A 13,349-nucleotide genomic window follows, 5' to 3' on the forward strand; every position below is an offset into this window, starting at 1 on the left:
ACGAGAATCGGCGATCGTCAGGGCTTGATCAGCCCGGCGACGCGCGGCACCCAGAGTGCGAGCTCGGGGAAGAACGTCACCAAGAGGACGATGCCCAGCATCGCCACGATGAAGGGCGGCACCTCGCGGAAGATTTCCGACAGCGGCGTGCCGGTGAGGCCGGCCATCACGAACAGCAGCAGGCCGTGCGGCGGCAGCGTCAGCCCGACCATCATGTTGACGACGATGACGATGCCGAAATGCACGAGATCGATGTGGAGGCTTTGCGCGATCGGCACCAGGAGGGGCACTATCACCAACAGGATCGTGACCTCGTCAAGCACGATGGCGAGGCCAAGCATCAACACGTCGACGCAGAGCAGGAATCCGGTCGCCGATAGATTCCACGCCGTAAAGGTGTTGCGGATGAGCTGCGGCACGTTCTCGTTCGCCACCGCGTAGTTGAACACGAAGGCGCCGGCCATGATCAGCGCGATCATCGCTGTGGCGCGCACCGTGTCCGAGATCACGGTCAGCAACTGCGGCAGGCGGAGCGTGCGGTAGACCACGAGCGCCAGGATCAGCGCATAGCTCGCGGCGATGGCTGCGGCTTCGGTCGGCGTGGTCACGCCCGAGTAGATGAGGCCGAGCAGGATGCCCGGTAGAGCGAGCGGTAGCACCGCCCGACCAAGCACGTGCGGCATATCCGACCACGGCACGCGCTCCTCACGCGGGAAGTTGCGGCGGCGGGCGACGATTCCGATGACGACCATCATCGACAGCGCCATCAACGCCGCCGGCACGAGGCCGCCGAGAAACATGGCGCCGACCGAGGCATTGGCGATCAGCGCGTAGAAGATCATCGGGATCGACGTCGGCATTAGCGGCCCGAGCGTCGCCGATACGACTGAGGTTGCCGCGGCGAAGCCGGCCGGGTAGCGGCCGTTCTTGGTCATCATCCGCGCGACGATCAGGCCGGGGCCCGAGGCGTCGGCGACCGCGCTGCCGCTCATGCCGGAGAAGATCAGGTTCGAGACGACGTTGACCTGGGCGAGGCCACCCGGCAGGTGGCCGACCATCGCCGCGCCGAAGCCGAGCAGGCGCTCGATCACGCCGCTCGCGTTCATGATGTTGGCGACGAAAATGAACAGCGGCACGGCGATGAGAAGATAGCTGTTGTACAGACCGTTCATGGTCTGATCGACGACGAGGCCAACGTCCTGATGCGACGAGATGAGGTAAGCGAAGCCCGCGGCCAGCATCGACAGGCCGAGTGGGGCCCCGAGCACAGCGGCGAGCGTGAATACGCCGAGCAGGACCCACAGACCTTCGGACATCGTCTCGGCCCTCTAGATGAAACGGCGCCAATGCGGGCCGAGAAGCTTCACGATGCCGAAGGCGGAGCGCACGACGACGGCGACGAGGAAAATGCCGAAGCAGGAGTAGACATAATCAAGGCGCCAATCGAGCACCGGCGTGCGCTCACGCCATAGGAACATGATGTAGTCGAGTGAGCCGGGCAGGGCCCAGAGGAAGATGCCGCCGACAAGGACGAGGCGGCAAAGCGCCATCCAGCGCTTGGCGTTGTCGCCAACATGGCGATAGACGAGGTCGAAGGTGATCTGTTCCTTGTCGCGCACCAGAAAAGCGCTGGCCCAGAAGATGATCCAGATGAACAGGATCACCGACACTTCGTCGGCCCACACCGCCTCATCGTGCTCGAGATAGCGGGTGATGATCTTGTAATTGAAGATCAGGAACACTGACGCGAACATCAGGCCCGAGACGAGGTTCGCGAAGGAGCGTGCGCGGCCCGCCCAGCCGGTGGGCTGGTTGCTGGCGTCATCGTCCTGCTGCGGCGCGCTCATGACTTCGACATTTTCAGTATATCTGATGGAATTGCTGTTTTCCGGTGACGCTGCAACACGCTCCGCTCATTCCCGCGCAATCCGGAATCCAGGGGACTTGGTACTGAGCTGTGCTTCTTGCGCTGGGACGAGCGGAGTATAGGCGATTGCAGTCCAACGGATCAGGTTCAGCGCTTACGCCTTGAGCGCGCGGTCGAGCAGCGCCTTGTCCCACGACTTGGCGTAGTCGGAGCCGGCATAGACTTTGTCGGCTTCGGCGCGGAACGGTGCCAAGTCGATTTCGTCGACCGAAAGACCGCGCTGCTTCAGCGCCGAGGCGATGTTGGTCTCGTCGGCAAGGCGGGCATCGCTGCCGGCCTTGGCAGTCTTGATCGCCGCGTCCTGCAGTGCCTTCTTCTGCGCCGCGCTCAGCTTGTCCCAGACGGGTTTGGCGATATTGAAGAACACCGGCTGGATCATGTGCGAGGTCAGTATCACCTGCTCGGTCACTTCGTAGAACTTGGCGGCATTGAGGATGGAGAGCGGGTTCTCCTGGCCGTCCACGGTGCCGGTCTTCAGCGCGAGATAGACTTCCGGCATGCCCATCGGCACCGGACTGACGCCGAGCGAGCGGCCGAGCAGCAGCCATTCCGGGCCCGCCGTCATGCGCATCTTCACGCCCGCAAGGTCGGCGGGCGACTTCACATTGCGCTTCTGGCGCAGGTTGACCTGGCGCGTGCCGAGATAAGGCGTGGCGAGGATCTCGATGCCCATCTTGTCCGCGACGATCTTGCGATAGTCCGCGCCGATCGGGCCGTCGAAGACGCGGCGCATATGCGCGTAGTCCTTGAACAGATAGCCGCGGTTGAACAGACCGAGCGCCGGCACCTGTTGCGCCACCTCGAAGGTGGTCATGGTGCTCATTTCGAGATTGCCGCGCTGGAGAGCCGGCACTTCGGTGCCTTGTTTGAACAGCGTGGAGGCCGGATGCACGCTGACATTCAGGCCGACATTGGCGGCTTCGACCTCGGTCTTGAGTTGCTCCAGCGCCTTCGCGAGGAAGTCGCTCGGCGGCGCGGCGGTCGAGATGCGAATCTGCGTGCCGCTTTGCGCCTCGGCGCGGCCGATCAGGCTGCCGGCGGCAACGCCGGCCAACGCGCCGGCAACGAATTGTCTGCGTGTCGTCATGGCTCTCATCCCCTCTGTTATCGAGCTCACGCTTCGCGTGCGATGCTGACCGACAATGTGCCGATGCCGGCGATCTCGGCGTCGATGCGGTCACCCACGTTCAGGAAAGTGCCTTTCGGCACGCCGACGCCCGCCGGTGTGCCGGTGAGGATCACGTCGCCCGGATCGAGCGTCATGATTTCGGAGGCGCGCGCGATCTGCTCGGCGACGGAGAAGATCATCTGCGCGGTCGTCGAATCCTGTTTGACGACGCCGTTGACCGACAGCTTGAGCGGGATGTTCTGCACGTCGGCGAAGGCTGATGCCGGCACGATGCACGGGCCCATCGGGCAGCCGGTGTCGGTCGCTTTGCCGGCGACCCAGTCGAGTTTGTAGAACTGGTCGGGCGCCATGTTGAAGTCGCGCGCCGACATGTCGATGGCGATGGTGTAGCCGGCGACGTGCTCGAGCGCCTGCTCTGGCGTGACGTAACGCGCGGTCTTGCCAATGACGGCGGCGAGTTCGATCTCCCAGTCGTACTTCTGCGTGCCGCGTGGTTTCACCACAGTTGCGCCCGGACCCACGACCGCATTACGCGGGGGCTTCATAAAGAAGAAGAGCCGCTGCGTTTCCTTTTTGACGCCGGGGAAGCCCATCTCGGCCATGTGATCGTAGTAATTGGCACCGGCGCAGAGGATTTTGCCCGGATAGAGCAGCGGGGCCAGCAATTTGCTGCCGGCTGGCAGCGGCGCTGGACCTGCGCCATTGGCGATCTTGGCGGCGAGGTCCTCAAGCCGCGCATTGGCGCCCGCCCAGTCGACGAACAGGTCGATGGTGGCCGAAGGCAGCCCCATGTCGAGACTCGGGAAAGGGTAGAGCCGACCCTCGACCTGAAGGCAGGGCACCGCCTTGCCGTCGATTTCAGCCGTCGCCACAGCCCACATGTCCGCGCCTCTTCCTTGTCTCGCAGGGTCATGCTGGTCCGTGTCTCGGCGCGAGTCAACGGATTTTGGAAAATAGTACGCAAATTGGAAAACATTGACGGGCCGCGCAAATCGGGGCAGACAAGCGCCATGACCCTCATGGATGCCGCCCGGGCCGGCCGGACCGTCGCCGAGCAAGTCTACGAACAGATCAAAGCTGACCTTCTGACCGGGGCATTCACGCCCGGCGCGGCCTTGCTGACGCGCGAATTGTTGGCGCGGTACGGCTGCGGCATCAGCCCGTTGCGCGAGGCCCTGGCGCGCCTGGTCGGCGAGGGCTTCCTGGTGGCGAGCGGCCATAAGGGCGTGCGGGTGCCCTTGCCGTCCTGCGCCGATCTCGACGATGTTTATCGCATCCGCATCGCGCTCGAATGCGAGGCCCTCGCCCTGGCCATGAAGCATGGCGACGATCACTGGGAAGCGGCGGCCGTCGCTGCCTGCCACCGGCTAGAGCGTGCGCCTTTGCCGGGTACTGGCCCAGAAGACGAGCGCGCCAGCCGGGCGATGGAATGGGAAGCGCGCCACCGGGCTTTCCACGCGGCGCTGGTTGTCGCAGCGCCGGCGCCGCGCTTGCTGCGGCTGGTTGAACAAACGGTGGAGCAGACCGAGCGCTATCGCGCCCTGCGCCTCTTGCGCAGCCCCTCGGAACTCCTGATCCGCGACATCACCCAGGAGCATCGCGCGTTGCTCGAAGCGACGCTGAGGCGCGACCCGCAAGCAGTCGGGCTGCTGCGCGAGCACTTGACCCGCACATGGAACTTCGTTGCCGACCTGTTTAAAAGCAGCAACACCTAAGGCCCAAAGGACCTGCCGGTAAGGAAGTAAGCCCGGTTCCGTCGCACCGCGTGTTACGCGGCCCCTACAACAGGGGTACGGGGATGAGGCGGCGGGCGGTTCTGCGAGCCTTCAAGCAGCTATTAACTAAAATTGTCTACACGCGTCGACCCATGTCTTTGCGTCGCGTCGCCGTGTGTGTCTCGGTGTTGTCCGTGTGTATGCTGCTCGCAGGGTCTGCGATCGCCGGCAGCCTTCCGGCCATCGTCGCCGGCCCAGACAATGCCGTGCCGGCCTGTGTTCAGCCGGCTCGCCTGATGCAGTTCGTCGAAGAGCGCAACAGCGCGCGTCACCCTGCACCGGCTGTCGATCCGCGCTTTGCCGATATCGCCTCCACTTACCAGCGGCTCGGTTCTTGCGTTGCGCGCGCGCCGGAGAAATGTGTCGCCGTGCGCTGGGATTACGCGTTCTTCCAAATGCTGATCGAGACCAATTACCTGACCTTCCTGCGCCCGAACGGCGTGCCCGCCTCCGTTGTGCCGCAAGACAACAACTTCGCGGGCGTCGGCGCCGCGATCAGTGGCAAACCCGGCGAGCGTTTCAAGGACGTTACCACCGGCGTGCTAGCGCATCTGCAGCACGTGTTGATGTACTCGACGACGCGGGTGCCCGAACCTGTCGCCAACCGCACACGTCAGGTGCAGCACGACGTGCAGGAGGTCATGCGCCGTCTGAAGCGGCCCGTCACCTTCAGCGATCTCGCGCGGCAATGGACCGGCAGCGACAAGAACGGCTATGCCACCACGATGCAGCGTATCGCCGATAAGTATGAGAGCCGCTTCTGCGGGCCGCAGAACGTGGCCAACCGCTAGTCCCCAGTTTGTCTTTCGCGCACGGCGCCGTGATCGATTGCCACGCTCGCGTGATCGGTTGGAACTCGCCTGAAACGCCGGACGTTAGCCCGCCGTATAGGAGTTAACGTCAATGCCAATGCTCTTTTATTTGCCGGTGATCTTTTGGCTCGGAATGTATGGCGTCGTGCAGAATGAATTGTACCCTGCCACGAGCCAAGAACACGCGAGCCAATGATCAAGCGGCGGCCGTGGCGATCGCTGTGATCTTTACGTCTGTTAGAAGGCGCTTGACGTCCTGCTCACGGCACAGCTCCGTGCCCGGGCTCATAACAGCGGCGGTGCCGGCAGCGACCGCCAGACGAAACGCTTGATCGAGGGGCAAACTCTTCGCGAGCCCCGCGACGAGCCCGCCGAGAAAGCTATCCCCGGCGCCAACGGCACTTACGACGTCGATCTTCATTGCCTCGGCGCGCCAAGCACCGTCTTTCGTCACCAGCAGCGAACCATCCTCGCCCAGCGTCAGCGCAACCATTTCGGTGCGCTTGTCGTCGATCAGCTTGCGGCAGGCGGAAATGCGCTCTGAATCAGTACTGAGCGGCGCTCCGACGAACTCGCTCAGTTCGTTCTGATTAGGCTTGACCAGGCAAATGCCTTCCTTGAGCGCTTCGCCCAGCGCCGGGCCGGATGTATCGACAACCGTCTTCGCACCGAGCCGCTCGGCGGCACGCGCGACTTGACCGAAGAAATCGTCCTGCACGCCCGGCGGCACGCTGCCGCTGGCGACGACGAATTTCGGCTTTTCCGGCAACGTGACCAGCTTATCTAGGCACGCTTCCCATTCCGCGCGGTGCAACGTCGATCCCGGCAAGACGAAGCGGTATTGATCGCCCGTCGACTCTTCGTACGCGGTGAAGTTTTCGCGTGTCTCGACGTGGGATGGCGTGACGATGCTGTCGATGCCTTCGCGCTCCACCAGCCGCTGTAACAGTTTGCCGATGACGCCGCCGATCGGATAAATTGCGACGACGCTGCCGCCGAGCCTATGGGCGGCACGCGCAACGTTGATGCCGCCGCCGCCTGGGTCGCGTTTGGGCGCCGAGCAGCGCAGCTTGCGCGTCGGCTCCACGCGGTCGACGTTGAAGAAAATATCCACGGCAGGATTGATGGTGATGGTGGCGATGTCCGGCACGGCTTGTCCGCTTCTTGCAGTTCTCAATCGTGTCGTAGAAATTAGTTCATATCTTGTCGAATTGCATCTGCGGCGAAGGCCACGAGGAGTGCCCCGCGGGCCGTCAACGCACGCGCGCAATGACTGTTCCCGGTGATGTGGTGCGATGCCGCATCGCTGGGTCGTTGCCGGGGGAACAGTGGGTCGATCGCTTTAATGGCTGTCGCGGCAGGGAGTCTGATCGTCGTCAGCCTGCGGCTGCATAGCCACGTGGACGCACATGTATTCGGCCGGTGAGGTCGCCGTATTCCGCGATTGGCTCTGGCCGTCCTGTCAGGTAGCCCTGCACTTCGTCACAGCCGCTCTGTTCAAGCAGCGCAAGCTGCTCGGACGTTTCCACGCCCTCGGCAAGGATCGGCACGTTGAGGCTATGCCCAAGGTCGATTACCGCGCGCACGATCGCCTTGGAGTGCCGATTGGTCGCCAAGTCGCCGATAAAAGCGCGGTCGATCTTGATCTTGTCGAACGAGAACGAGTGCAGATAGGACAGCGACGAATAGCCGGTGCCGAAATCATCGAGCGTGATGCGAACGCCGAGGGCCTTGAGACGTGACAGGATCGAGATGGCGCGTGAAAAATCGTCGATCAATACGCTCTCGGTGATTTCGAGCTCGAGGCGGGCGGGCGATAGGCCAGTTTCCATCAATACGGTGTGCACCTGATGTGGCAAGTCGCCGTTGCGGAACTGAGCCGGAGAAATGTTCACCGCCACGGTCAGCGGCATGTGCCAGCGCGCCGCCTCGCGGCAGGCGTGCCGTAAGACGAGGTCTCCAAGCGGCATAATCAACCCGCATTCCTCGGCGATCGGGATGAACTGCGCTGGCGACACCAAGCCGCGTCCCGGCGATTGCCAGCGGACCAAAGCTTCAAAACCGACGATCTCGCCCGCGATCTTGAATTGCGGCTGGTAATGGAGCAGCAGTTCGTCGCGGGCGATGGCAAAGCGCAGTTCGTCCTGGAGCGCACGGCGTTCCCGTTGCTGGTCGCCCATGGCCGGCTCGTAGAATACGACCGAACCGCGGGCAGCGGCCTTTGCCCGATAGAGCGCCATGTCGGCGTTGATCATCAGCATCCTGGCGTCGGCGCCATCCGTAGGGTAAATCGCGCCGCCGACCGTCGCGCCGATACTTACGCGACGATCGTCGATTTCGATGTCGTCGCTGATGCTCGCTATCAGGCGCTCGGCCACTACGAAGGCCGTTTCGGGTTGGCGGCGGCCGGTCACGATCACGGTGAACTCGTCGCCACCGATACGCGCGGCGAAATCCTGGTCCGCCGCGAGTTGCAAGCGGCGTGCGACCTCGCGCAACAATGCATCGCCGACAGCGTGACCATAGCTGTCGTTCGCCTCCTTGAAGCCGTCGAGATCGAGCGAGAGCAGTACGAAAGCTTCGCCGTTCTTCTCCGCCCTTTCGATCGCGCTCTCGATGGCGGCGTTGAATGCGGTGCGGTTCGGCAGGTCCGTCAGCGCGTCGTGGTGGGCCATGCGGGCAATTCCCTGCTCGGCGCGCCGTCGGTCGGTGACGTCTTCGAGGACCGTGACGAGATATTGCGGCCGGCAGTGGCCATCGCGTACGGCAACGCTCTTCGCCGTAGCCAGCCGTCGGCCGTTCAGGAACGTGTCGATCGGATGGTCGGTCTGGAATAGCGGTGAGTCGGAGTGCAGGGTTGCGCCATTATTGGTGGTGATAAACCGCGCCTGTTCGGGGGGAAAGAGTTCGGCCGGGGTCTTGCCGATGATGTAGTCGCGGCTGATGCCGAACAAGTCCTCGGCGGCGCGATTGATCAGGGTGTAGCGATATTTGGCGACGTCGTTGATCGCCGGTGGAACCTCCTTCACCAGGATCGGAACGGGCACGTTTTCGATGATTGTGTCGAGGAAGTTCTGGGTGCGGCGGAGTTGTTCGTCAGCGGCCTTGCGCGAGGTAACGTCTTGCAGTGCAACCAGTGTTGCGCGATGGCCTTCGTAATTCAAGACGCGCATGTTGGCGACGATGTCGATGACGCTGCCATCCGCTTTCCGGTGCCGCGCAATCTGCTCGTGAGAAGTCGCGTCGTCGATGCGGCGGAACAATGCGGTTAGATCGTCATGCTCCTCCGGTACTCGCACGTCGAACACATTCATGGTCATGAACTGTTCGCGGCTGTAGCCGTAATGCGCGACTGCGGCCTCGTTGACCGCAAGAAAACGCATCGAGCCAAGATCGTGCACCCACATTGGTATAGGGTTGCCATCGAATAGGAGACGGAAGGATTCCTCGCGCCTCTTGGCTTCGGTGATGTCGTCATGCGTCGCCACCCAACCGCCGCCCGGCATCGGGTGATTGACGATCGCAATGGTGCGTCCGTCGCCGATCTCGCTAATGAATGAGTACGGGCTTCCTTCTTTCACCTTGGCAAGCAATTCGTCGATGTAGTTGTCCACGCTCTTATGAGACGGAACGAAGCACGTGTTGCTTTCGGCCCGGAGCTGCAGCACGTCGCGCAGCGCGATGCCGGACTTCAGTGATTCTGGGGGCAGCTTGTAAAGGTCACGATAGCGGTCGTTGTATACGATCAGCCGCCCGGCGCCGTCGAACATCGTCAGGCCTTGCGACATATTGTTGAGGGCGGCATCGAGCTTACGGTTCTGTGCCTGTAAGTTGCGACCGAATTTGCGCGCCATGAACGTAGCGCCGCCCACAATCAGCAGCGTAATTATGAGCGCGGCGCCGGCAATGTAGATGGCGGCGTAGCGCCAACTTGTCAAAGCATCGTCGAGCCTTTTGATCACGACGATTGCCATGGGGTAGTGCTGCAGGTTGCGGCCGGACACCATGAGCTGCCGATCTTCGAGCGCGCCGCGTTCGATCAGTGTCCCAAAGCCCCGCGCTGGCAGTACATCATTGAACAACGGGCGATTGGCGAACGAACGTTGGCGTACCGTTTCGCTTACCGGATACCGGGCGATCACGGTGCCGTCGCGCCGAAACAGTGAGATCGAGTGGTCTTGGTTGCTCGAAACGGATCGGAAATAGTCTTCGAGATAGCTGACGCTGATGGTGCCGAAGGTGACTCCGAGATATTCGCCGAGATGGCCCGTGATTCGGCGGGCGATTGGTATGGTCCAGGCGCCATTGATAGGGTTGCGCAACGGCCGGCCGATAAAGACCATACGCTCGGGGTCGTTCTTAAACGCCTCAAAGGCGGGCAAGGCGTTTTGGGGGATTCCAAGGTCTTGCGGAATCGGCCAGGCGCGCGTGAAGTTGAGCAGCTTGCCGTCAGGACTCGTAAGGACCAAAGCGTCGATGTACGGCATGCCCCGCATCTGGTCCTTGAGACGCCGGTGCGTCTCGTAGTCGACCATCAGGGCCTCAAAGTCTCTGGTCGAGACGATCCCCAGGCTTCTGACGCGTTCGATCACCGCCTGCTGGATGAGTTCGATCGACTGCATGCTGCGGTCGATCTGCTCGGCGAGCATTAGCGTCTGCCTCTCCAGATTGCCCTGCGTTTCTTTGATTTGATCCGCGCGCAGGCTGGCGAGGAGTGTCCAGGTCGCGACCGCGATCATAACGGTGAGGACGAATCCGCCGGCGGCGATCAGCCGGGCGGGATTGGCGTGCCGAGAGGCCGGAGATGCAAAGACGGTGGCGCGCGCATTCGCGCCGTCCGGCTGCGGGAACTCCGCGCCGTGATCGCGTAGGGCTTTGCGGGGAAAAAACCGAGACGCAAGCATGATCTCAGATTAAATCCGAGACCTTTCACTAAAATTCTGGTGATCGGCCACCTAGTTCCATTTTACCGGCGGTGGTGAATGTGCTGTAAATAGTTGCCCGCGCGCCACATGCCGACACCGTCTAGGGCTGCGTGCACGCGGTCACTTACGCTTCGTCTTAGCCCGTTATATCAAGACAGCTTATCATTCACGTCGCCCACGTCGCTTTGCAATGAAACGTGTGTCCCGCGCCTTTCGTCTGCTCGACAACGATTGCTGGGGATCTCGAAGACCGGCTCAGCGCGCGGCCAGAAACGGCTCATAATTCATTCCCATGGTACCTCCCGCAGATCGTCTCTCCCGCCGCCTTTTCGTTCTTGGTCTTCCGCTTCTGGCCGCCGGCTGCGTCACAAACAATGACGGCTTTGGCGCTGGCTGGGGCACCTACGGCGCCGTCAATGATGGCGGCGTGCTCATCCCCGCTGCGGACAACTTCGACGCGAGCCTGCAGCGCACTGAGGTCGCCTGGCGCGGTCCGCAGAAGCCGGGCAGCATTGTCGTCAACATCCCCGAGCGCCGGCTCTATCTCATCCAGCCGGGCGGGCGCGCCTATCGGTATGCCGTCGGCGTCGGCCGTTCCGAGGCGCTGAATTTCCGCGGTACCGCGGTGATCGGCCGCAAGGAGAAGTGGCCGCACTGGACACCGACGGCCAACATGATCGCGTCGATCCCGCGCTATCGCGCTTATGCCGGCGGGTTACCCGGCGGCATCGAGAACCCGCTCGGCGCCCGTGCGCTCTATCTCTATCGCGATGGCCACGACACTTATTTCCGTCTGCACGGCACCAACGAGCCGGACAGCATCGGTGGTGCGGTGTCCTCGGGCTGCGTCCGCCTGCTCAACCAGGACATCATCGACCTGTACAACCGCGTGCCGGTCGGCACCACGGTTACGGTGATCCAGGGCTGACCGCGCTCAATCGGCAATACAACTGGTGTCGTCGCGTGAGCGACGGCACCAGCTTTTGGTCACGGCTTAGCGCTCGGAAACGCGCAGTTTGCGCGGATGCTTGCGCGCCGCCAGTTGCAGCGCTTCCTTTGCGTTTTTGCTTTTTGCCGCCTTTTTTTCAGCCGCTGGCTTGCTCTTTTCCTCGGCGACGATTTTCTTGGGCTCGTCTTTTTTGCGTGCGCCGTGCCTGTCGTTGTCGCGTAAGGAGGCAACGTGCGGGAGCCCGCCTGAGGCGTCGGCAACTTTGATCGTCGCGGTCGCATGGCCGCCGCTGTGGGTGATCTTTACGCCAGCCTTCGCTTCGGCCTTGGCCTCGCCCTTTGTCTCGGTGTTTGCCTCCGACTTCGCATTCTTGCCGGCCGAGATATCGCCCTTCTTCGACGGTGCCGCAGCTGCGACCACCACGGGTTCCTTCGACCGCCGATGCGGTGCCACGATCGGCGTCGGGATTTCGTCGGGCCCGTTCCAGGCCAGCAGGCCAGCCTCGTCCTGGCAGGGCGCATGGCGCGGCAGCTTCAGCGCGGGTGTGCCGCTTTCGTTTCCGGTCCAGCCCTCCGGCCGCCTGCCGGTAATGGTCTTCACATATCCTTGGGTCTCTTGCGGCAGCGAGCCCTTCTTGGCGAGCCAATCCTGGATGCGCCTGGGGCCTGCATTATAGGCCGCGGCGGCGAGGCCAAGATTGCCAAATCGCTCGAACAGATTACGCAGCAGCCGCGCCGAAGCGGGAATGGCCTGCAGCGGATCGAAGGGATTGTCGACGCCCCATTCCGATGCCGTGTCCGGCATGAACTGCGCGATACCTTGCGCGCCGGCGTTGCTGACGACACCGGGGCTGAAGCGGCTTTCCTGGAAGAGCAGGTGAATGAAGAACGGTACCGGCAAGCCGTTGTTGTGCGCGGCCTTCGTCAGCGTGTCGCAGACTTCTTCCTTGCTGCGATAGATGACCGGCTTGATCTCAGGCTTCGGCTTGGGAAGCGGCGCGACGCCGATCAGCGCGTTGTCGATCTGCGATGAGGCCGTTTCTTGCTCTGTCGGAACGGCCGGCTTGTCGTTCGACAGGGCTTCTTCCGTTGCTTGTTCTTCGCGCCCGTCGGCTGCAATTGACGGGAGGGGCTCTGACACTGAAGCGGACGTCGCGACACGTGCGTGATTGAGCTGTTCGAACGGTATGCCGAAGTCATTGCCCACCGGCGCCGACAACGCCGTCAAGCCCAGGCAAGCGGGTACGAACAGCCACCGCATCCGTTGAGAGTCCTGTTGCACGCCGCGCATGCGCGGCTGCTTTGAGTGGTTGGTAAGGAGTATTCCCCCTCGCGGATCGCCCGTGTCGCCTCAGAACGAGACACTTATTTGAAGCTGACGCGGCAAGAGGGAGGCATTGTGGCAGTGGCGCCGTAGTCGCGCCTTAGTTCCGTCGCTTGCCGCGCAAAATGCCTAGCGGAATACCGAATCGCACAGTTATTTCTGTTTGTGCCGCTGGATCGCTCTGCGTCATCGCTAACGGCGATTCATATTCTGGTCGTTCCACGCTTAAGGCGACTGCAGGCAATTTCATTCAAGTTGGATTCAAAGCCAACCAGGATGCAAACAGGATGTTGCTGTACCAATCGCCCCGCCAGACAATCGGGACCTATCAGCGCGGCGCGGTCGCCTGCGCGAAATGTCAAAGCCCGATCTACCTACGCAAGCTCGCGGCGGTCGCCGAGGAGTTTTCAGTCAATTGCCCCCGCTGTGGCCACCGTAAGGTCTATGCGGCGCAAATGATCAATATCGAGACATTGCCGGAGCGCCGCCGCAAGCCGCGGCGCTGAGCG

The 13,349-nt window shown here is 62.5% G+C and carries 11 protein-coding genes; 4 read left to right on the top strand and 7 right to left on the bottom strand.

Translation table 11 applies throughout. From position 1 onward, the window contains the following. Positions 1 to 17: 17 nt before the first annotated feature. The 4 genes from DW352_RS22240 to DW352_RS22255 all read right to left on the bottom strand — a co-directional run bounded on the left by DW352_RS22240 (position 18) and on the right by DW352_RS22255 (position 3,937). Positions 18 to 1,316, bottom strand: a complete 1,299-nt coding sequence (locus DW352_RS22240; RefSeq protein WP_115693381.1) for a TRAP transporter large permease — start codon at positions 1,314 to 1,316, stop codon at positions 18 to 20. Between the two features lie 12 nt (positions 1,317 to 1,328). Then, positions 1,329 to 1,847: a TRAP transporter small permease gene (locus DW352_RS22245; protein ID WP_115693382.1), complete on the bottom strand. Its 519-nt coding sequence runs from the start codon at positions 1,845 to 1,847 to the stop codon at positions 1,329 to 1,331. Between the two features lie 174 nt (positions 1,848 to 2,021). Continuing rightward, a complete protein-coding gene (gene dctP / locus DW352_RS22250) occupies positions 2,022 to 3,014 on the bottom strand; it encodes a TRAP transporter substrate-binding protein DctP (RefSeq protein ID WP_162827129.1) in 993 nt (330 codons plus the stop codon). A gap of 26 nt (positions 3,015 to 3,040) precedes the next feature. Further along, the gene (locus tag DW352_RS22255) at positions 3,041 to 3,937 is read right to left on the bottom strand and encodes a fumarylacetoacetate hydrolase family protein (protein WP_115693384.1); all 897 of its coding nucleotides are present in this window, start codon (positions 3,935 to 3,937) and stop codon (positions 3,041 to 3,043) included. 30 nt (positions 3,938 to 3,967) lie between these two features. Here DW352_RS22255 and DW352_RS22260 point away from each other — a divergent pair, with 30 nt between their 5' ends. Continuing rightward, positions 3,968 to 4,771, top strand: a complete 804-nt coding sequence (locus tag DW352_RS22260; RefSeq protein WP_115693385.1) for a GntR family transcriptional regulator — start codon at positions 3,968 to 3,970, stop codon at positions 4,769 to 4,771. Between the two features lie 152 nt (positions 4,772 to 4,923). Next, positions 4,924 to 5,622, top strand: coding sequence for a glucosaminidase domain-containing protein (locus DW352_RS22265; RefSeq protein ID WP_162827130.1), 699 nt, complete (start codon positions 4,924 to 4,926; stop codon positions 5,620 to 5,622). Positions 5,623 to 5,839: 217 nt separating this feature from the next. Here the strand turns inward: DW352_RS22265 and DW352_RS22270 are convergent, their stop codons facing one another. Continuing rightward, on the bottom strand, positions 5,840 to 6,793 hold the full coding sequence (locus tag DW352_RS22270) for a 1-phosphofructokinase family hexose kinase (protein WP_115693387.1): 954 nt from the start codon (positions 6,791 to 6,793) through the stop codon (positions 5,840 to 5,842). A gap of 226 nt (positions 6,794 to 7,019) precedes the next feature. Then, positions 7,020 to 10,547: an EAL domain-containing protein gene (locus tag DW352_RS22275; RefSeq protein WP_115693388.1), complete on the bottom strand. Its 3,528-nt coding sequence runs from the start codon at positions 10,545 to 10,547 to the stop codon at positions 7,020 to 7,022. 313 nt (positions 10,548 to 10,860) lie between these two features. Between DW352_RS22275 and DW352_RS22280 the strand changes: the two genes are divergently transcribed. After that, positions 10,861 to 11,496 carry a L,D-transpeptidase gene (locus DW352_RS22280; protein ID WP_115693389.1) on the top strand — a complete coding sequence of 212 codons (636 nt, stop codon included), beginning with the start codon at positions 10,861 to 10,863 and terminating at the stop codon, positions 11,494 to 11,496. Positions 11,497 to 11,562: 66 nt separating this feature from the next. Here DW352_RS22280 and DW352_RS22285 read toward each other — a convergent pair whose 3' ends face one another. Continuing rightward, entirely contained in the window at positions 11,563 to 12,807 is a 1,245-nt protein-coding gene (locus DW352_RS22285) for a lytic transglycosylase domain-containing protein (RefSeq protein ID WP_245434215.1), read from the bottom strand. Between the two features lie 320 nt (positions 12,808 to 13,127). On the opposite strand from DW352_RS22285, the gene DW352_RS22290 reads away from it, so the two are divergent. Then, positions 13,128 to 13,346 carry a hypothetical protein gene (locus tag DW352_RS22290; RefSeq protein WP_115693390.1) on the top strand — a complete coding sequence of 73 codons (219 nt, stop codon included), beginning with the start codon at positions 13,128 to 13,130 and terminating at the stop codon, positions 13,344 to 13,346. The last annotated feature ends 3 nt before the right edge of the window (positions 13,347 to 13,349 follow it).

Origin of the sequence: Pseudolabrys taiwanensis (assembly GCF_003367395.1) — a bacterium.
GTDB classification, from domain to species: domain Bacteria; phylum Pseudomonadota; class Alphaproteobacteria; order Rhizobiales; family Xanthobacteraceae; genus Pseudolabrys; species Pseudolabrys taiwanensis.

What these genes read in the sequence shown, in the direction of transcription:
- DW352_RS22240 (WP_115693381.1), bottom strand. Translation starts at nt 1,316, where the DNA reads ATGTCCGAAGGTCTGTGGGTCCTGCTCGGCGTATTCACGCTCGCCGCT.
- DW352_RS22245 (WP_115693382.1), bottom strand. Translation starts at nt 1,847, where the DNA reads ATGAGCGCGCCGCAGCAGGACGATGACGCCAGCAACCAGCCCACCGGC.
- dctP (WP_162827129.1), bottom strand. Translation starts at nt 3,014, where the DNA reads ATGACGACACGCAGACAATTCGTTGCCGGCGCGTTGGCCGGCGTTGCC.
- DW352_RS22255 (WP_115693384.1), bottom strand. Translation starts at nt 3,937, where the DNA reads ATGTGGGCTGTGGCGACGGCTGAAATCGACGGCAAGGCGGTGCCCTGC.
- DW352_RS22260 (WP_115693385.1), top strand. Translation starts at nt 3,968, where the DNA reads ATGCTGGTCCGTGTCTCGGCGCGAGTCAACGGATTTTGGAAAATAGTA.
- DW352_RS22265 (WP_162827130.1), top strand. Translation starts at nt 4,924, where the DNA reads ATGTCTTTGCGTCGCGTCGCCGTGTGTGTCTCGGTGTTGTCCGTGTGT.
- DW352_RS22275 (WP_115693388.1), bottom strand. Translation starts at nt 10,547, where the DNA reads ATGCTTGCGTCTCGGTTTTTTCCCCGCAAAGCCCTACGCGATCACGGC.
- DW352_RS22280 (WP_115693389.1), top strand. Translation starts at nt 10,861, where the DNA reads ATGGTACCTCCCGCAGATCGTCTCTCCCGCCGCCTTTTCGTTCTTGGT.
- DW352_RS22285 (WP_245434215.1), bottom strand. Translation starts at nt 12,807, where the DNA reads ATGCGCGGCGTGCAACAGGACTCTCAACGGATGCGGTGGCTGTTCGTA.
- DW352_RS22290 (WP_115693390.1), top strand. Translation starts at nt 13,128, where the DNA reads ATGTTGCTGTACCAATCGCCCCGCCAGACAATCGGGACCTATCAGCGC.